Here is a 17548-nt window from a genome sequence, read left to right as displayed (position 1 = left end):
GTTCGGTTTCGCCCCTGAGTCGCCATAGGGGAGAATGGAGCAGATCCGGCCTGGCCGGACGGGGAAGATGTTGACGGAGGGAGCACGCGATGGCGGCCATGAAGCCCCGGACCGGCGACGGTCCCCTCGAGGTCACCAAGGAGGGACGCGGCATCGTCATGCGCGTGCCGCTCGAGGGTGGTGGGCGCCTTGTCGTCGAGATGTCGGCGGACGAGGCCAGCGCCTTGGGCGACGCGCTGAGGGCCGCCGCCGGCTGAGGCATCCCGGCGAGGAAGCAGTTCGAGCCCCGGTTTCCACAGTGGAGACCGGGGCATCGCTTCGTTCTCGCCCCAGGTGAGCCGGGGCGGCGGCCTGGGTGAGAATGAGCGGTCGTTAATGCAATAGGGGAGGTCCAACCGTGGCGTCGACGGTCCCGTCAGTGCCAACCAAGCTCGTGGACGTCGAGGTGGCCACCACCTCGCGCCGCACCGTTCCGGCGGTCGTGCTCGCGTCCACCGGACCGGCGCTCGGACCGGGCGGCGACGGCATCGACGTCTCCGACCTGACCGGCAAGGCCGGCGAGGCGGTCCGCCACGACGAGACCTGGACGCTCGGTGTCGGCACCGGGACGCTCGCCGACTACCGCACGGCCGGTGCGTCGCTCGTGCGCGCGCTGAGCGGTGAGGACGCCCCGAAGAGCGCCGACGTCCTGCTGACCCCGGACTTCGACGCCGACAAGGTGCGCGCGTTCGTGCTGGGCGTGGCGCTCGGCGGCTACCGGTTCAAGGTCACCGGCGAGGACGCCCCGAAACGCGTCGGCTCGCTGCGGCTCGTCACCGGCGACACCGGGTTCGAGGAGGTGCTGACGTCGGCCGCGCTGAAGGCCCACGCGCTCGCCACCGCCACCGCGCTGACCCGTGACCTCGCCAACACGCCGTCCAACGTCAAGGACCCGCGGTGGCTCGCGTCCACCGCCGCCAGGCTCGCGGACAAGGTCGACGGCCTGTCCGCCGTCGTGCGCGACGAGAAGTGGCTGCGGCAGCAGGGCTTCGGCGGCGTGCTGGCGGTCGGCGGCGGGTCGGCGCGCCCGCCGCGGTTCGTGGAGCTGACCTACGGCACCACCGGACCGCACCTGGTGTTCGTCGGCAAGGGCATCACGTTCGACACCGGCGGCATCTCGGTGAAGCCCGCGGACGGCATGCACCTGATGCGCACCGACATGGCGGGCGGCGGCGCGGTGATCGCGGCCCTGCTCGCCGTGGCCCGGCGTGGGTTGCCGGTGCGCGTGACCGGCCTCGTGCCGTGTGCGGAGAACCACGTCTCCGGCTCGTCGTACCGGCCGGGCGACGTCGTGCGCCACTACGGCGGCGCGACCACCGAGGTGCAGAACACCGACGCCGAGGGCCGCATGGTCCTGGCCGACGCGATGGCGTACGCGGTGCGGAACCTGAAGCCGGACCTGCTCGTGGACGTCGCGACGCTGACCGGTGCGATGAAGGTCTCACTCGGCCTGCGCACCGGCGCCGTGTTCAGCGCGTCCGGCGAGATCGCGGCCGAGGTGGTCGAGGCAGGCTCCCGGGCGGGTGAGAAGTGGTGGCGGATGCCGCTGCTGGAGGAGCACGTCGCCGCCGTCGCCAGCGAGATCGCGGACTACAAGCAGTGCCCGCCCGGACCGGGTGGCATCACGGCGGCGCTGTTCCTGCAGAAGTTCGCCGGTGACGTGCCGTGGGCACACCTCGACATCGCGGGACCCGCGCGGTCGGAGAAGGTCTACGACGAGGTCGTCGCGGGTGCGACGGGCTTCGGGGCACGGACGCTGATCGAGCTGGCCGAGAGTTACTCGAAGAAGGCCTAAGTACCGACGATCCGCCGATACGAGACGAGCGGGTTCCACGGCATCATGTGAGCGCCACCACACCATGAGGAGCGCTCACATGATCGTCCGCCTGGTCGTCGCCCTGGTCCTGGTAGCCGCGGCACTCACTCCCGCGTCGGCCGCCGCGCCCTGGTGGGAACCGGTGGCGCGGCCGGTGCCGGACTCGCAGGTCAACGTGACCGGTGAGCCCTTCCGGGGCACGGACGGCCAGGGCAGGGTGCGCGGGTTCGTCGACGCGCACAACCACCTCATGACCAACGAGGGGTTCGGCGGCCGGTTGATCTGCGGCAGGCCGTTCTCGGAGCAGGGCGTGGCGGACGCGCTGAAGGACTGCCCCGAGCACCACCCGGCGGGCCTGGGCGCGATCTTCGAGGCGATCGTCACCGGCGACCTCGACGGGCACGACCCGGTGGGCTGGCCGACGTTCCACGACTGGCCGTCCTCCACGACGGTCTCGCACCAGCAGAACTACTACGCCTGGCTGGAACGGGCGTGGCGCGGCGGGCAGCGCGTGCTGGTCACCGACCTGACGAGCAACGCCGAGCTATGCATCATCCACCCGTTCAAGGACCGCTCCTGCGACGAGATGGCGTCGGTGCGGTTGCAGGCCCAGCGCACCTACGAGCTGCAGGCGTTCGTCGACCGGCAGTTCGGCGGCCCCGGCAAGGGCTGGTTCCGCATCGTCACGTCGGCGGAGCAGGCCAGGGACGTGATCACGCAGGGCAAGCTCGCCGTGGTGCTCGGCATCGAGACCTCCGAGCTGTTCGGCTGCCGGCAGTTCCTCGACCTGCCGTTGTGCGGGAAGGCCGACATCGACCGCGGACTCGACGAGGTCTACGCGCTCGGCGTGCGCAGCGCCTTCCTGTGCCACAAGTTCGACAACGCGCTGTGCGGCGTCCGGTTCGACTCGGGCACGCAGGGCGGTGTGATCAACGCGGGCCAGTTCCTGCGCACCGGCACGTGGTGGAAGACCGAGCAGTGCTCGGGACCGCAGCAGGACAACCCGATCGGCACCGCCGGGCCGAACGCGCTGATCCCGGCGACCGTCGTCGCGCCGCGGTACGACCCGGCGAAGCGGTGCAACGTGCGCGGCCTGACGTCGCTGGGCGAGTACGCCGTGCAGGGCATGATGCGGCGGAACATGATGATCGAGATCGACCACATGAGCGTGAAGGCCGCGGGCCGCACCCTCGATCTCGCGGCTGCCGCGCGCTACCCCGGCATCCTGTCGAGCCACAGCTGGATGGACGCGCAGTGGACCGAGAAGGTCTACCAGCTCGGCGGGTTCGTGGCGGGCTACGAGAACGACGCCGACCGGTACGTCGCGCAGGCGGCGGCCTACGAGCCGTTGCGCCGCAAGTACGACATCGGCCTCGGGTTCGGCAGCGACTTCAACGGCGTGGGCTCGCACCCGGCGCCACGTACCGGCGTGACCTACCCGTTCCGCAGCTTCCCGGACGGCCCGCTGGTCGACCGGCAGCGCACCGGCGAGCGGGTGTGGGACGTCAACACCGACGGCGGCGCGCACGTCGGCCTGATCCCGGACTGGGTCGAGCAGGTGCGGCAACTCGGTGGCGACCAGCTCGTGCGGGACATGCTGAGCGGTGCCGAGTCATACCTGCGCACGTGGTCGGGTGCTCAGGCCTGGACGCCGTGAGTCCTCAGTGCGTGGTCGCGGAAGGCGCGCACGGCGGGCGGCAGCGGGGTGTCCTTCAGCCAGGCCAGCCCGAAGATCCGGCCCGTGTGCGGGGTCAGTGGTAGCTCCCGCAGTCCCGGAGGCGGGGCGAACTCGGCGTGGGTCAGCAGTGCCACGCCGAGTCCCGCCGCCACCAGTCCGCGCACGGTCTCGATCTCCTGGCACTCGAACACGTAGCGGGGCGTGACCCCGGCGGCGGCGCACAGGTCGTCGGTGATCTGGCGCAGGCCGTAGCCGTGTTCCAACGTGATCAGCTCCTCGTCGGCGAGGTCCTGGACGCGCACGGACCTCCTCGTGGCGAGCCGGTGTCCCGACGGCACGACGACGATCAGGTCCTGCTGGAAGACGACCACCGACTCGAACTCGGGACCGACCGGTGGCGGGGCGACCAGGGCGAGGTCGATCTCGCCGCTCACCAGCTTGTCGATCACGGCCTGGCGGGCGTTCTGGACCAGGCCGAACCGCACGTGCGGGTGCTCGGCGCGGTAGCCGCGCACCAGCTCCGGCACGATCGCGCGGCCGAGCATGTGCAGGAACCCCAGCACGACGTGGCCCTTCTCCGGGTCGAGTTCCTCCTCGACCTCGCGCAGACCCGGTTCGAGCGCGGCCAGCGAGCGGGTCGCGGCCTCGGCGAGCAACCGGCCCGCGCGGGTGAGGCGGACCCGGCGGCCGCTCTTGACGAGCAGCGGTGCGCCGAGCTGGTCGCCCAGTTCGGCGAGCCAGCGGCTGACCGTGGGCTGGGGGAGCCCGATGCGTTCCGCGACACGAGTCACGTGCTCGTCGGCGGCAAGCGCTTTCAGCATCGCCAGCTTCGGGGCCAGGTCCAATTCATCCACGGATTGATTCTGGCTCATTTCCGTATTGGACGTATGGCTTAGCGTCGAAGCCGTGAACAGGTTGACCGCGTCCATCGCCGCTTCGGGGTTCGCGTGCTTCGCGTTGCTCTACACCCCGCAGCCGGTCATGCCGCAGATCGCCGCCGAGTTCGGGCTGGGGCCGGCGGCGGCGTCGCTCGCGCTCTCCGCGGCGACGCTGGCGCTGGCGGTCGTGGTCGTGCCGATCGCGATGCTGTCCGAACGGGCCGGGCGTCGCCCGGTGATCGTGGTCAGCGTGCTGGTGGCGGCGGTGCTGGGGCTCGTGCTGCCGTTCGCACCGAACTACGAGGTGTTCCTGCTGCTGCGCGTGCTGCAGGGCGTCGCGGCCGCCGGGGTGCCCGCGGCGTCCATGGCCTACCTCGCGGACGAGCTGGACCGCAACGGGCTCGGCGCCGCGATGGGCGCGATGATCGCCGGGAACAGCCTGGGCGGCATGGCGGGCCGGTTGGTCGCCGGGATGACCTCGGACTGGCTCGGGTGGCGCGGTTCTGTGCTGCTCGCCGGCGTGTTCGGGCTGGTCGCGGCGCTGGTCGTGGTGTTCTTCCTGCCGAAGGCCCAGAGCAGGCCGAAGCGTGCGCCCAGCGGGATGAAGGCGGCGTTGAAGGACCCGGTGCTGCTGTCGCTGTACGTGGTCGCCGTGCTGCTCGTGGGGGCGTTCATCTCGTTCTACAACGTCGCGGGCTTCCAGCTCAGCGGCCCGGCGTGGCTCGAGACGCTGGTGTTCCTCTTCTACGGCTTCGGCAGCACGTCGGCGGCGTTCGCGGGCAGGCTGGCCGACCGGTTCGGGCGCGGCCGGGTGCTGCTGCTGTGCATCGGCGTGCTGGCGGCCGGGGCGCTGGCGAGCCTGGTGTGGGTGCCGCTCGGGCTGGCGATCGTCACGGCCGGCTTCTTCGCGTCGCACACGACGGCGAGCGGCTGGGTCGGCGCGCGGGCACCCGAACACGCCCGCGGCCACGCGTCCGGGCTGTACCTGGCCGGGTTCTACGTGGGCAGTAGCGTCGGAGGCACGTCCGGCAGCACCGCCTACGAGGAGTGGGGCTGGGGCGGCCTCGTCCTGGTGATCATCGGCTGGCTCTCGCTCGCCGCGATGCTGGTGCTGAACACGTCATCGGCTCAGAAGTCCAGCGCGAGGGTGACGCGCGGGTCGAGCGGGGCGATCGCGGTCCTGCCCAGCCGCGGCAGGTCGGGTGCGCCCTCGACCATGCCGACCGAGACCGCGCGGGTGTCCGCCGGGACCTCGACCACGATCGCGAACGGCAACGGGCCGCCGTCGTAGCGGGCGCCGACCTGCTTCGCGGGCGTGCCGTCCGCCAGCGAGACGGTGATCAGGTCCTTGGTCCACAGGCCGGCCGCGGTGTCGGGCAGGTTGCCGGTGGCCTCGACCCGCACCTCCAGCAGCGCCTTGTCCGGCGCGGAGATCGTGGCCACGTCGTACTGGCTCTCGCCGAGCTTGATCGGGCGCTGCCGGCCGAGCCGGACGCCGGTGACCTTCATGCCCAGCTCGCGGTCACCGAACTTGATCTTCTGGGTGGGCTCGGAGAACTGAGCGGGAGCGGCGGCGCGCTGCAGGACGTGGGGCGGGTTGTCGGTGCGCTTGCCGGACGGGATCTCGGCGCGCTGCTCCAGCGACTTGGCGCCGAGCGTGCTGAGGGCCAGCGACTCGGTGCCCTCCTGCGGGTCGGGCACGGTGTAGACGACGAAGACCGAGCCGTTGGCGGGCAGGCGATCGGCGGGCAGCAGCTGGCGCTTGCCGGGCACCTCCAGCGCGAGCTCGGACGGCTGCGGGGCGAAGCCCTGCCAGTTGGTGCGGTGGAAACCGCTGTCCGTCTCGTTGAGTTTCTCGACCTTCATCCTGATCACCCGCAGCCGCGAGCCGGACTCGGCGCGCAGGGTGCCCTCGGCGGTGAACCAGATGTCCGGGTTCGCCCAGGCGGTGATGGCGGCGCTGAGCAGGTCGTCGCGCAGCTTGATGTCCGCGTTGCCCAGCCCGAGGTCGACGTTGGTGCGCTTGCCGTCGTCGGGCAGCACGGCGAGGAAGTCTCGTCCGGCCGTGAGGTCCTGCTGCTTCTTCGGGTCGAACTCCTTGCCGTCGGTGCGCACGAGCAACCCCAGCGGGGTGCTGCGGTTGCCCTTCTCGGGCACCTGGGGCGACTGCACTTCGTAGCGGACCTCGTCATCCGCCTTGGTGACTTCCTTCATCGGCACGGGCACCCAGTCGGTGCCGGTGTTCGTGCCGGGCACCTGGACCGGTCCGCACCACAGCCGCTTGTCGACCTCGGACTCGACGCCCGTCTTCGCGAACCAGCAGCTGACCGCGGCGGCGCCCGCCCGTGCCACGTAGCCGTACTCGAGCGTGTAGGCGAGCTGTGCTTCGGCTTGTGACTGCAGGTCAGAGGCGTTGGCGAGCTTCTTGCCGTCAATGGTGAGCTGCACCGCCACCGGCTGTGTCGCGGGAGCTGTGCCACATCCGGTCACCGCGAGGAGGACCGTCAGAGCAAGCAGCGCACAACGCACAGTCCTCGCGCCCTTCACCAGTTGAAGCCACAACGTCACTACTGGTTAAAGGCGGCGCTCACACTTCAGGGTTGCCCCGGACGAGTGTGGCTCAAATCACAGCGCGGTAGACCTCGACCGTCTGTTCAGCCATCGCGGACCACGAGAACTCCTGCTCAGCCCGCTTGCGACCGGCAGCACCCAAACGGTTCGCGCGCTCGGGATCCGCGATCAATTCGTTGATCGATTCGGCGAGCTGGTGTCGATATGTCGACAAATCGTGCTCGTCATAGTGGACAAGAAGGCCCGTTTCGCCGTGCGCGACGACCTCGGGGATGCCGCCGACGTCACTCGCGACGACCGCCGTGCCGCACGCCATCGCCTCCAGGTTCACGATGCCCAGCGGCTCGTAGACCGACGGGCACACGAACACCGTCGCGTGGCTGAGGATCTGCCGCACCTCGGCGGGCTGCAGCATCTTCTGGATCCAGAAGACACCGTCCCTGCCCGCCGCGAGCTCGCTCACCGCCTGCCGGGTCTCCTCGGCGATCTCCGGCGTGTCCGGCGCGCCCGCGCACAGCACGATCTGCGCGTCCGGGTGGATCTGGTGGGCGGCCGCCACGAGGTGACCGACGCCCTTCTGCCGGGTGATCCGGCCCACGAACGCCACGATCGGCTTCTCGGGGTCGATGCCGCGCGAGGTGAGCGCGTCCGTCTCCGCCACCGGGTGGTACGCCGTGGAGTCGATCCCGTTGCGCACGACGTGGACCTTCGCCGGGTCGAGCGCGGGGTAGGCGTCGAGCACGTCGGCCCGCATGCCCTCGCTCACGGCGATGACCGCGTCCGCGTGCTCGTACGCGGTCCGCTCGGCCCACGACGAGATCCGGTACCCGCCGCCGAGCTGCTCGGCCTTCCACGGCCGGCGCGGCTCCAGCGAGTGCGCCGTCACCACGTGCGGGATGCCGTGCAGGAGTTTGCCCAGGTGACCGCCCATGTTGGCGTACCAGGTGTGCGAGTGCACGAGGGTGGCCGTGGAGATCGCCGCGGCCATCTCCAGGTCGACCGCGAGGGTCGTGAGGGCCGCGTTCGCCTGCTCCAGGCTGTGCGGTGGGTTGTGGGTCGTGGCGTCCGATCTCGGCGCGCCGAAGCAGTGCACGTCCACGTCCACAAGCTCGCGGAGGTGCGGCACGAGGAATCCCACGTGCACGCCGGCCCCGCCGTAAACCTCCGGCGGGTACTCCCGGGTCAGAAGCGCTACTCGCACGCACCCACCGTAGATCACGGCGGTCCCTGTTGGGACGAACCGGTTTGCGTCTGGTTCGAGAACGATCGCACGGATAGGGTCACATACCGTGAAGGGGCAGCCGCACGTCCTCGGAATTGTGCTTGCCGGTGGTGAGGGCAAGCGCCTGTGGCCACTGACGGCCGACCGCGCGAAACCGGCTGTGCCCTTCGGGGGCAACTACCGGCTGGTCGACTTCGTGCTGTCGAACCTGGTCAACGCGGGGCTCGCGAAGCTCTGCGTGCTGACGCAGTACAAGTCGCACTCGCTGGACCGCCACATCTCGACGACGTGGCGCCTGTCCAATGTGCTCGGTCAGTACGTGACCCCGGTTCCCGCCCAGCAACGCCTGGGCCCGCGCTGGTACACGGGTTCCGCCGACGCGATCTTCCAGTCGCTCAACCTCGTCCACGACGAGAAGCCCGACCACGTGGTCATCTTCGGTGCCGACCACGTGTACCGGATGGACCCCGGCCAGATGATCTCGCAGCACGTCGAGTCGGGCGCGGCCGTGACCGTCGCGGGCATCCGCGTGCCGCGGACCGAGGCCAAGGCCTTCGGCTGCATCGACTCCGACGCGTCCGGGAAGATCACCCGGTTCCTGGAGAAGCCGTCCGAGCCGCCGCACGTGCCGGACGACCCGGACGTGACCTTCGCGTCGATGGGCAACTACGTCTTCACGACCGAGGCGCTGCTGGACGCCCTGCGCGGGGACGCGCTGAACCCCGACTCGGACCACGACATGGGTGGCGACATCATCCCCATGCTGGTGGACCGCGGTAAGGCGCACGTCTACGACTTCCAGGACAACGAGGTGCCCGGCGCCACCGACCGGGATCGCGGGTACTGGCGGGACGTCGGGACGATCGACGCCTACTACGACGCGCACATGGACCTGGTCTCGGTCCACCCGATCTTCAACCTGTACAACCAGTTGTGGCCCATCCGGACCGCCACCCCGCCGATGCCGCCGGCCAAGTTCATCGCCGGTGGGTCCGCTGAGGACTCGATGGTGGGGCCGGGGTCGATCATCTCCGGGAAGATCCACGGGTCGGTGATCTCCTCCGACGTGACGGTCGAGGTCGGCTCCGTGGTGCAGGGCTCGGTGCTGCTGCCCGGCGTCCGGATCGGCAAGGGCGCCGTGGTGCGACGGGCCATTCTGGACAAGAACGTCGTGGTGCCCGACGGCGCCCTGATCGGCGTGGACGCGCCGATGGACCGCGAGCGCTACACGGTGTCCGCCAGCGGCGTCACCGTCCTGGGCAAGGGCGTCCGCGCCTACTAGTCCGCCGCACGCGGGGCCCCCGCGTTCCCCAGAAGGAAACGCGGGGCTCCCGCGTTCCTTCGGCAGGGGCGGCGGGCGGCCACCAGGCGGGCACGCGGGGCCCCTGCGTACCGTCACAGAGTACGAAAGGTCCCCGCGTACACCTGTGAGGCGGGGCTAGGGACGGCGGGCGGCGACCAGGAGGCCGTCGCCCAGCGGCAGGATGACGGGCACGAGGCGGTCGTCCTCCTTCACCAGGCGGGCGATGTCCCGCATCGCCTGGGTCGACTCGTCGCGCTGGCTGTGGTCCACGACGGCGCCGTGCCACAGCACGTTGTCGAACGCGATGACCCCGCCCGGCCGCAGCATGCGGACGCCGTGCTCCAGGTACCGGGGGTACTCGGGCTTGTAGGCGTCGACGAAGACGAGGTCGTACGCCGCGTCGGTCAGCCGGGGCAGTACCTCGAGCGCCTTGCCCATGATCAGCCGGGTGCGCGAGGGGGAGATCCCCGCCGCCGCGTAGGCCTCGCGGGCGGCGCGCTGGTGTTCGGGGGCCACGTCGATCGACGTCAGGACGCCTGAACTGGGCATTCCCGCCAGGAGGTACAGGCCGCTGGTGCCCGCTCCGGTGCCGATCTCGACGACCGCGCGGGCCTGGAGTGCGGTCGCGAGGAACCGCAGGGCGGCGCCTCCGCCCGCGCCGATGGGCACGCAGCCCAGTTCCTGGCCGCGTGCTCGCGCCGCCAGGTGCACGTCGTCCTCGGGGAGGTACTGCTCGACGTACTCCCGTAGGGCCGATTCCGTGGTCACGGATCGCAGGTTAGTGCCACGCGCACCCAAAACGGGTGAACGCGGCCCGAACCGAGATTCTCAGGCTGCTCTCAGCCCACTCTCACGATCGTTTAAAGGGAGCAGGAGAAGGTACAGAGGCAAGAAGCCAGGCTCTAGTCGGGAACAAGCCGGACCCGTCGCTCGTTGAGCCGCACAAGGGTCGCCGGGCGGCCTACCTGGAGGTGCCGAAACACCTGATGCGCACGCAGTCGAGTTCGCCGGAGGCCGTCGCGCCCATCGAGACGGCCGACTGGACGCCGCCCTCGTGGGACGCAATCGTCCGTGAGCACGCGGACAGGGTCTACCGGCTCGCGTACCGCCTGACCGGTAACCAGCACGACGCCGAGGACCTTACCCAGGAGACGTTCATCCGCGTCTTCCGCTCCCTCGCGTCCTACAAGCCGGGCACCTTCGAGGGGTGGCTGCACCGCATCACCACCAACCTCTTCCTCGACATGGCCCGCCGGCGCAGCCGAGTCCGGATGGAGGCGCTGCCCGAGGACAACGACCGCCTTGAGGGTGACGACCTGTCCCCCGAGGAGATCTACGACGAGAACCACCTCGACCCCGACCTGCAGGCCGCGCTCGACGAGCTCCCGCCGGAGTTCCGCGCCGCGGTCGTGCTCTGTGACGTGGAAGGACTCTCCTACGAGGAGATCGGTGCCACGCTCGGGGTGAAGATGGGTACCGTGAGGAGCAGGATCCATCGGGGCCGCCAGGCCCTGAAGTCCGCGCTCGAACGTCGTCGTCGGGAATCGTTGCTGGAGGACTCTGCATGACCGACCTCCGTGGTTGGGGCCTGCCTGAGCAGCACCTGTTGCCGGATGCCGTGGTCGCGTTCGTGGACGGAGAACTGTCCTCGACCGCACACGAGCGGGCTTCAGCGCACATCCAGCGCTGTGGCTTCTGCGCCTTCGAGACCTTCACGCAGCAGCAGGCGCGCGCCGCGGTGCGCACCGCTTCGGCGCCCACGGCGTCGGCGTCGCTGCTGGACAGGCTCGGTGCCATCCCGCAGGAGGTCGACCTGCCGTCCGCTCCGGACGGGCTCGCGATCACCGAGGACGGTCAGTTCGTCGCCGTGCAGCGCACGGACAAGCCCGCGTTCGGCTCAGGGCCGGTGCTGGGCTCGTCCAGACCCCTGGGCAGCAACGGCTGGTTCAGCGGCCGCCGCGCCCGCCAGGGTGCCGGGGTCGTCGTGAGCGGCATGCTGCTCGGCGCGCTCGCGTTCACCACGCCGGAGAGCGACGCCCCTGCCGCGCCGCCCGCTCCGCGCAACGCCGGCGCGGTCTTCGCCACCACCCCCTGACAGTCATTTCACTGTTCGTGAGGCACGCTGTCGTTCAGCACTCCTAGCGGAAAACTCGGGGAGAGATGAGCCAGCAGTCGCCCAACGGCCAGACGCCCACACCCGTTTCCGGGGTGGACGACGGAGCGCATCGCAGGCTCCGGCCACGCCCGCTGGCGCAGCCGCCGGTCGACCCCGCGTCCGCCACCGCCTTCGGCCGCCCGGACGGTGTCTCCGGCGCCTTCGCCGCCCGTGACGTGCCCGTGCCGGCCGTCCAGTCGGCACCGCCGCCTCCCGAGTCGCTCACCACCGCCTTCGGCCGCCAGGGCTCGGCAGAGCTCTTGCAGCGGCCACCGCAGCCCGTGTCGGACCCGGACCCGGACATCGACCCGGTGTTCTGGGGCGACAAGCCCGCCGGCGACCCGTGGCGCGACCCGGCCTCCGGTGCCGTGATCGGCCCGCCCGCCGTCGGCGAGGAGCCGTCCGGCGAACCTGAGCGCAAGGCGGAGCCCGGCCCGCAGCTGAGCGTGCCCGAGCTGCTGTTCGGCCGCCGCGTGAAGCCGGCCGCGCTGGCGTTGCTGCTGACGGTCGCGCTGGTGCTGGGCGCCGTCGGCGGCCTGGTCGGCTGGCTGATCGGCCGGGCGGGCAACCCGCTGACCGACTCGACGGTCACCCTGGCCGAGGTCGAGCAGGGCAAGGAACGTCCCGCCGGCTCGATCTCGGACATCGCCCAGCGCGTGACGCCGAGCGTCGTCTCGATCGAGTTCAAGGGCGCGAACGTGGCGGGCGTCGGTTCCGGCGTCGTCATCGAGGCCGGCGGCTACATCCTGACCAACGACCACGTCGTCGCCCCCGCGGCCCAGGACTCCTCGGCCAAGCTGAGCGCCGTCTTCACCGACGGCACCCGCGCCGCGGCCCGCGTCGTCGGCCGCGACCCGAAGACCGACCTCGCGGTGATCAAGGTCGAGGTCACGAACCCCACGGTCCTGCAGTTCGGCGACTCCGACGAGCTCCAGGTCGGCGACAGCGTGATCGCCATCGGCTCACCGCTGCAGCTCTCCAACACCGTCACCGAGGGCATCGTCTCCGCGCTGCACCGCCCGGTGACGGCCGCGGGCGAGAACGGCGGCCCCCAGGTCACCTACGACGCGATCCAGACCGACGCGGCCATCAACCCCGGCAACTCCGGCGGCGCGCTGGTCGACTCGCGCGGCGCGCTGATCGGCATCAACTCGTCGATCCGCACCGAGACCGGCGGTTCGGTCGGCCTCGGTTTCGCGATCTCGGGCAACCAGGCCCGCAAGATCAGCCAGGAGCTGATCCGCACCGGCCAGGTCAAGCACGCGGACATGAACGTCAACGTCAAGTCCGTGTCCGCCGAGACCTCCGAGGGCGCCCAGGTGCAGAACGTCCCCGCGGGTGGCGCGGCCGCGGCCGCGGGCATCCAGGAGGGCGACGTGATCACCAAGGTCGGCGACCGCATGGTCCGCAACGCCGCCGAGCTCGTCGTCGCGGTCCGCGAGCACGAGATCGGCGAGACGGTCCAGGTAGTGCTTGCGCGACAAGGCCGTGAACTCAAACTCGACGTGACCCTGAAGTCCGACTGACAAGTACGCTGGACCCGTGTTCGACAGCATCGGATGGCCAGAGATCCTCATCATCGTCGTCGCGGGTCTCTTCATTCTGGGACCCGAACGCCTGCCGTCCGCGGCAGCATGGCTCGGCAAGATGGTACGCCAGGTCCGCGAGTACGCGACCGGCGCGCGCGAACAGCTCAAGCAGGAGATGGGCCCGGAGTTCGAGCAGCTCCGCAAGCCCCTCGAGGACCTGCGCGAGCTGCGCAACTTCGACCCCAAGCGCGCGGTGACCAAGCACCTCTTCGAGGAGCCGGAGCCCACCAAGTCGAACGGCTACCCGGCGCCGCCGGCCGCTTCCGCGCCGGAGCAGCGCCCGCTAGCGCCAGGCGAACGCCCGCCGTACGACCCCGATGCGACCTGACCTGTTTCGGTAACGCGGGGGCCCTACGTTTCCCTCAAGGAAACGTAGGGCCCCCGCGTTACCGGCAGAAGGCTGTGGTCAGCGGCCGGCGGGCGAGACGTTCAGCAGGCGGCCGGCCAGGCCGCGGGAGCGGACGGACAGCTTCGTCGCCACCTCGGTGAGGACCTGGGCGGCGGCCGAGTCCGGCACCGCCTGCACGATCGGCGTGCCCGAGTCGCCGTTCTCCCGCAGGCGCGGGTCGAGCGGCACCTGACCGAGCAGCGGCACGTCGGACCCGATGGCCTTGGTCAGCGACTCGGCGACGGCCGCGCCGCCACCGGCGCCGAAGACCTCCATGCGTGAGCCGTCGGGCATCTCCAGCCACGACATGTTCTCGATGACACCGGCCACCCGCTGCCGCGTCTGCAGCGCGATCGACCCGGCGCGCTCGGCCACCTCGGCCGCGGCCTGCTGCGGGGTCGTCACCACGAGGATCTCGGCGTTCGGCACGAGCTGCGCCACGGAGATCGCGATGTCACCGGTGCCGGGCGGCAGGTCGATGAGCAGCACGTCCAGGTCGCCCCAGAACACGTCCGCGAGGAACTGCTGCAACGCGCGGTGCAGCATCGGCCCGCGCCACACGACGGGCGTGTTGCCCGGCGTGAACATGCCGATCGAGATGACCTTCACGCCGTGCGACTGCGGCGGCATGATCATCTTCTCGACCTGGGTGGGACGGCCGTCGGCGCCCAGCATGCGCGGGATCGAGTGGCCGTAGATGTCCGCGTCGACGATGCCGACCGACAGTCCGCGCGCGGCCATCGCCACGGCGAGGTTCACGGTGACCGAGGACTTGCCGACGCCGCCCTTGCCGGACGCGACGCAGTACACGCGCGTCAGCGAGCCCGGCTGGGCGAACGGGATGACCGGCTCCTCGGTGCCGCCGCGCAGGGTCTTGCGCAGTTCGGTGCGCTGGGCGTCGCTCATCACGTCGAGGTCCACCCGGACGGACGAGACGCCGTCGAGCGCCTGCACCGCGGCGGTGACGTCCTTGGTGATCTTGTCCCGCATCGGGCAGCCCGCGACCGTGAGGAAGATGCCCACCGCGACGGCGCCGTCCGTGCCGACCTCGACGTCCTTGACCATGCCGATCTCGGTGATCGGACGGCGGATCTCGGGGTCCTGCACGCCGGCGAGCGCCTTGCGGACGTCGTCGACCGTGGGGAGGGGCTGCGTGGTGGTCACCCAGCCATGCTACGTCCGGTTCGCGGCTCTCCTACCGGCCGGTCACTTTCCAGCACAGGGCCAGGTCGTAGCCGGGGGGACGCTGTCCGTAACATCGACGCCCGTGCCGGAATCGGGTAGTTCCCGGTTGCCCACCCGTGTCGAGCTCGGGGTGTGGCGATCGTTCCTCCGCGCGCATGCACGGATCACGAGGGTCCTCGAGGCCGAACTGATTGCTGAGCAGCGCCTATCGCTCGCGGCGTACGACGTGCTGGTTCAACTGGCCGAGACGCCTTCCATGCGCATGCGCATGACAGAACTGGCCGACGCCGTCCTGCTGTCCCGATCGGGCGTGACCCGCCTGGTCGACCGCCTGGAACGTGCGGGCCTGGTCGGGCGGGAGCGCGCCGACGGTGACGGACGCGGCATCGTGGCCGTGCTCACACCGCTCGGCGCCGAACGCCTGCGCAGCGCGTCCGCCACCCACCTGGCCGGTGTCGCCGAGCACTTCGGGGAGAGCTTCGACCCCGCTGAGCTCGAGGCCTTCGGCCGCACGTGCGACCGCCTGGCCGCGGACGACGTGTTCCCGTGATCACGGTGGTGGGACTGGTGCACGTCGAGGCTGGCCGCCTCCTCGTTGTGCGCTCACGCAACAAGAAGGCGTTCTACCTCCCCGGCGGCAAGATCGAGCCGGGGGAGACACCGCAGGACGCCCTGCGCCGCGAGGTCCGGGAGGAGCTCGGCATCGAGCTGGAGCACCCCGAGGTCCTCCGGCGCTACGTCGCACCCGCGTACGGCGAGGGTGAGGGCGCGATGGTCGACATGACCTGCTTCACGGCACGCCTCCGGGGCACCCCGCGGCCCACGAGCGAGATCGCCGAACTGACCTACGTGACCAGCGCCGAGTACCGCGAGCACACCGAGACGGCGCCCGCGATCCACGACGTCCTGTCGGACCTCGTCGCGAGCGGGCAGGTCAGCGGGTGATCCGGCGCACCCGCGCCACGTCTTGAAACTCCCCGGCCGTCAGTGCCGGACCTTCTTCAGGTTGTTCTGCTCCTTCACCAGCTTCTCCAGCTCACCGCGGATGAAGTCGCGCGTCGCCACCTCGCCGACGGCGAGCCGCAGGGCGGCCAGCTCACGGGCCAGGAACTCGGTGTCCGCCTTGGTCTGCGCCGCCCGCGCCCGGTCCTCCTCCAGCGACACCCGGTCCCGGTCGTCCTGCCGGTTCTGCGCGAGCAGGATCAGCGGCGCGGCGTAGGCGGCCTGCGTCGAGAACGCCAGGTTGAGCAGGATGAACGGGTACGGGTCCCAGCGCAGCGACACCGCGACGAGGTTCACCGTGATCCAGGCGACGACGAGCAGCGTCTGCCAGAACAGGAACTTGCCGGTTCCTAGGAAGCGCGCGAGCCGTTCGGAGAGCTGGCCGAACGCGTCGGGGTCGATCGAGAACCGGAGGCCGCGCGGCTCGCGCGGCTGGTCCAGTCGGCGCCGGGGCAGCAGTTCAGGCATGGCTCAGTCCCGTCTCGCGCCAGTTGGCCGGCAGCAGGTGGTCCAGCACGTCGTCCACGGTGACGGCGCCGAGCAGGTGCTCGGTCTCGTCGAGCACCGGGGCGCACACCAGGTTGTAGGTGGCGAAGTAGCGCGTCACGTCGCTCAGTGAGGCGTTCGGCGACAGGTAGGCCATGTCCGTGTCGAGGACTCCGGCGACGAGGTCGAACGGTGGTTCGCGCAGCAGCCGCTGGATGTGCACGCAGCCCAGGTAGCGGCCGGTCGGGGTCGCGGAGGGCGAGCGGCACACGAAGACCATCGACGCCAGCGCCGGCGTGAGATCGGGATTTCGCACTCGTGCCAACGCTTCCGCGATCGTCGCGTCCGGGGTGAGGATGATCGGCTCCGGTGTCATCAGACCGCCGGCGGTGTCGAACGAGTACTCGAGGAGGCGCCGGACCGGGGCGGACTCCTCGGGTTCCATCAGTTCCAGCAGCCGGTCCTTGGTGCCCTCGGCCAGCTCGCTCAGCAGGTCCGCCGCGTCGTCCGGGTTCATCGCCTCCAGGATGTCCGCGGCGCGCTCCTCGTCCAGGTGCGCCAGGACTTCCTTCTGGTCCTCTTCGGACAGTTCCTCGATGACGTCCGCGAGCCGTTCGTCGTCCAGCGCGTCCGCGACCTCGTGGCGGCGCTTGGGCGGCAGCTCGTGCAACGCGTGCGCCACGTCCGCCGCGCGCATGCCCTCGAACACCGCGACCAGCTGCTGCGCGCCCTGCGGCTGGCCCGCGATCTCGTTGACGCTCAGGCCGCCGACCTCCTCCCAGCTCCACACCTGCACCGGGCCCTTGAGGCTGAACCGGCCGGTGCGCCCCCGCCCGGCGACGCGGACCATGCGCCAGTCGCGGGTGCGGGTGAGCTCCATCGCGGCGTCCACGACGACCGCCGTGCCGCCGTCGTCGAGCTGGATCTTGGCGTCGAGCAGCTCGCCGATCACCAGCACCTCGTTGACGCGCTGGTGGAACGGCCGCAGGTTCACCGATCCGGTCGCGAGCGTCACCGCGTTCGGCTCGATCGAGGTGACCCGCAGCATCGGCACGAAGATCCGCCGCCGCGTCACGAGCTCGACGACCATGCCGAGCACGCGCGGCGGTTGCCGGTCGATGCGGAGGCTGATCACGACGTCACGAGCCTTGCCGACGGGTTCGCCGTCGGGGCCGAACACGGGGAGTCCGGCCAGCTGAGCGATGAAAACCCGGTTCACAGCCACCACGTCACCAG

Annotated in this window: 17 protein-coding genes; 11 read left to right on the top strand and 6 right to left on the bottom strand. The window is 70.7% G+C overall.

The window, feature by feature from the left end; genetic code table 11:
- Positions 1 to 89 precede the first annotated feature (89 nt).
- The 3 genes from ACRSBM_RS35790 to ACRSBM_RS35780 all read left to right on the top strand — a co-directional run bounded on the left by ACRSBM_RS35790 (position 90) and on the right by ACRSBM_RS35780 (position 3512).
- A complete protein-coding gene (locus ACRSBM_RS35790; protein ID WP_084402065.1) occupies positions 90 to 257 on the top strand; it encodes a DUF3117 domain-containing protein in 168 nt (55 codons plus the stop codon).
- 161 nt (positions 258 to 418) lie between these two features.
- The gene (locus tag ACRSBM_RS35785; RefSeq protein WP_434450601.1) at positions 419 to 1834 is read left to right on the top strand and encodes a leucyl aminopeptidase family protein; all 1416 of its coding nucleotides are present in this window, start codon (positions 419 to 421) and stop codon (positions 1832 to 1834) included.
- 79 nt (positions 1835 to 1913) lie between these two features.
- Positions 1914 to 3512: a hypothetical protein gene (locus ACRSBM_RS35780; protein ID WP_434450599.1), complete on the top strand. Its 1599-nt coding sequence runs from the start codon at positions 1914 to 1916 to the stop codon at positions 3510 to 3512.
- On the opposite strand, the gene ACRSBM_RS35775 is transcribed toward ACRSBM_RS35780, so the two are convergent.
- Positions 3494 to 4387 carry a LysR family transcriptional regulator gene (locus ACRSBM_RS35775; protein ID WP_434450597.1) on the bottom strand — a complete coding sequence of 298 codons (894 nt, stop codon included), beginning with the start codon at positions 4385 to 4387 and terminating at the stop codon, positions 3494 to 3496. The two genes, ACRSBM_RS35780 and ACRSBM_RS35775, sit on opposite strands and share 19 nt — an antisense overlap.
- A 52-nt stretch (positions 4388 to 4439) precedes the next feature.
- Here ACRSBM_RS35775 and ACRSBM_RS35770 point away from each other — a divergent pair, with 52 nt between their 5' ends.
- Entirely contained in the window at positions 4440 to 5702 is a 1263-nt protein-coding gene (locus ACRSBM_RS35770) for an MFS transporter (RefSeq protein WP_434450595.1), read from the top strand.
- A gap of 1329 nt (positions 5703 to 7031) precedes the next feature.
- Here ACRSBM_RS35770 and glgA read toward each other — a convergent pair.
- The gene (gene glgA / locus ACRSBM_RS35765) at positions 7032 to 8183 is read right to left on the bottom strand and encodes a glycogen synthase (RefSeq protein WP_434450593.1); all 1152 of its coding nucleotides are present in this window, start codon (positions 8181 to 8183) and stop codon (positions 7032 to 7034) included.
- Between the two features lie 88 nt (positions 8184 to 8271).
- On the opposite strand from glgA, the gene glgC reads away from it, so the two are divergent.
- Complete coding sequence (gene glgC, locus ACRSBM_RS35760) at positions 8272 to 9486, top strand: glucose-1-phosphate adenylyltransferase (RefSeq protein ID WP_434450592.1); 1215 nt, start codon at positions 8272 to 8274, stop codon at positions 9484 to 9486.
- Between the two features lie 156 nt (positions 9487 to 9642).
- On the opposite strand, the gene ACRSBM_RS35755 is transcribed toward glgC, so the two are convergent.
- Complete coding sequence (locus ACRSBM_RS35755; RefSeq protein WP_434450590.1) at positions 9643 to 10275, bottom strand: O-methyltransferase; 633 nt, start codon at positions 10273 to 10275, stop codon at positions 9643 to 9645.
- A 218-nt stretch (positions 10276 to 10493) separates the two neighbouring features.
- Here ACRSBM_RS35755 and sigE point away from each other — a divergent pair, with 218 nt between their 5' ends.
- From sigE to tatB, 4 genes are all read left to right on the top strand, one after another.
- Complete coding sequence (gene sigE, locus ACRSBM_RS35750) at positions 10494 to 11075, top strand: RNA polymerase sigma factor SigE (protein ID WP_434450589.1); 582 nt, start codon at positions 10494 to 10496, stop codon at positions 11073 to 11075.
- Positions 11072 to 11602, top strand: a complete 531-nt coding sequence (locus tag ACRSBM_RS35745) for a zf-HC2 domain-containing protein (RefSeq protein ID WP_434450587.1) — start codon at positions 11072 to 11074, stop codon at positions 11600 to 11602. The genes sigE and ACRSBM_RS35745 overlap by 4 nt, the downstream gene beginning before the upstream one ends.
- A gap of 65 nt (positions 11603 to 11667) precedes the next feature.
- Positions 11668 to 13188 (top strand): trypsin-like peptidase domain-containing protein, encoded by a 1521-nt coding sequence (locus tag ACRSBM_RS35740; protein WP_434450585.1) that lies wholly within the window; start codon positions 11668 to 11670, stop codon positions 13186 to 13188.
- 16 nt (positions 13189 to 13204) lie between these two features.
- A complete protein-coding gene (gene tatB / locus ACRSBM_RS35735) occupies positions 13205 to 13579 on the top strand; it encodes a Sec-independent protein translocase protein TatB (RefSeq protein WP_434450584.1) in 375 nt (124 codons plus the stop codon).
- A gap of 78 nt (positions 13580 to 13657) precedes the next feature.
- Here tatB and ACRSBM_RS35730 read toward each other — a convergent pair whose 3' ends face one another.
- Positions 13658 to 14803, bottom strand: a complete 1146-nt coding sequence (locus ACRSBM_RS35730) for an Mrp/NBP35 family ATP-binding protein (RefSeq protein ID WP_434450582.1) — start codon at positions 14801 to 14803, stop codon at positions 13658 to 13660.
- A 103-nt stretch (positions 14804 to 14906) separates the two neighbouring features.
- Between ACRSBM_RS35730 and ACRSBM_RS35725 the strand changes: the two genes are divergently transcribed.
- Both ACRSBM_RS35725 and ACRSBM_RS35720 read left to right on the top strand, forming a co-directional pair.
- Positions 14907 to 15374 (top strand): MarR family winged helix-turn-helix transcriptional regulator, encoded by a 468-nt coding sequence (locus ACRSBM_RS35725; RefSeq protein ID WP_434450580.1) that lies wholly within the window; start codon positions 14907 to 14909, stop codon positions 15372 to 15374.
- Complete coding sequence (locus ACRSBM_RS35720) at positions 15371 to 15769, top strand: NUDIX hydrolase (RefSeq protein ID WP_434450579.1); 399 nt, start codon at positions 15371 to 15373, stop codon at positions 15767 to 15769. Before ACRSBM_RS35725 ends, ACRSBM_RS35720 begins: the two co-directional genes overlap by 4 nt.
- A gap of 39 nt (positions 15770 to 15808) precedes the next feature.
- Here ACRSBM_RS35720 and ACRSBM_RS35715 read toward each other — a convergent pair whose 3' ends face one another.
- Positions 15809 to 16294, bottom strand: coding sequence for a DUF1003 domain-containing protein (locus tag ACRSBM_RS35715; RefSeq protein WP_434450577.1), 486 nt, complete (start codon positions 16292 to 16294; stop codon positions 15809 to 15811).
- Positions 16287 to 17540, bottom strand: coding sequence for a magnesium transporter MgtE N-terminal domain-containing protein (locus tag ACRSBM_RS35710; RefSeq protein WP_434450575.1), 1254 nt, complete (start codon positions 17538 to 17540; stop codon positions 16287 to 16289). The genes ACRSBM_RS35715 and ACRSBM_RS35710 overlap by 8 nt, the downstream gene beginning before the upstream one ends.
- Between the last annotated feature and the right edge of the window lie 8 nt (positions 17541 to 17548).

This window comes from Lentzea xerophila (assembly GCF_051094245.1).
Classification (GTDB): Bacteria; Actinomycetota; Actinomycetes; order Mycobacteriales; family Pseudonocardiaceae; genus Lentzea; species Lentzea xerophila.
The sequence above is the reverse complement of the archived record's forward strand: the minus strand, read 5'-3'. Positions and strand labels throughout refer to the sequence as shown.

Coding starts and splice junctions, on each gene's coding strand:
- ACRSBM_RS35780 (WP_434450599.1), top strand. CDS start 1,914: ATGATCGTCCGCCTGGTCGTCGCCCTGGTCCTGGTAGCCGCGGCACTC.
- ACRSBM_RS35790 (WP_084402065.1), top strand. CDS start 90: ATGGCGGCCATGAAGCCCCGGACCGGCGACGGTCCCCTCGAGGTCACC.
- sigE (WP_434450589.1), top strand. CDS start 10,494: ATGCGCACGCAGTCGAGTTCGCCGGAGGCCGTCGCGCCCATCGAGACG.
- ACRSBM_RS35740 (WP_434450585.1), top strand. CDS start 11,668: ATGAGCCAGCAGTCGCCCAACGGCCAGACGCCCACACCCGTTTCCGGG.
- ACRSBM_RS35715 (WP_434450577.1), bottom strand. CDS start 16,294: ATGCCTGAACTGCTGCCCCGGCGCCGACTGGACCAGCCGCGCGAGCCG.
- ACRSBM_RS35745 (WP_434450587.1), top strand. CDS start 11,072: ATGACCGACCTCCGTGGTTGGGGCCTGCCTGAGCAGCACCTGTTGCCG.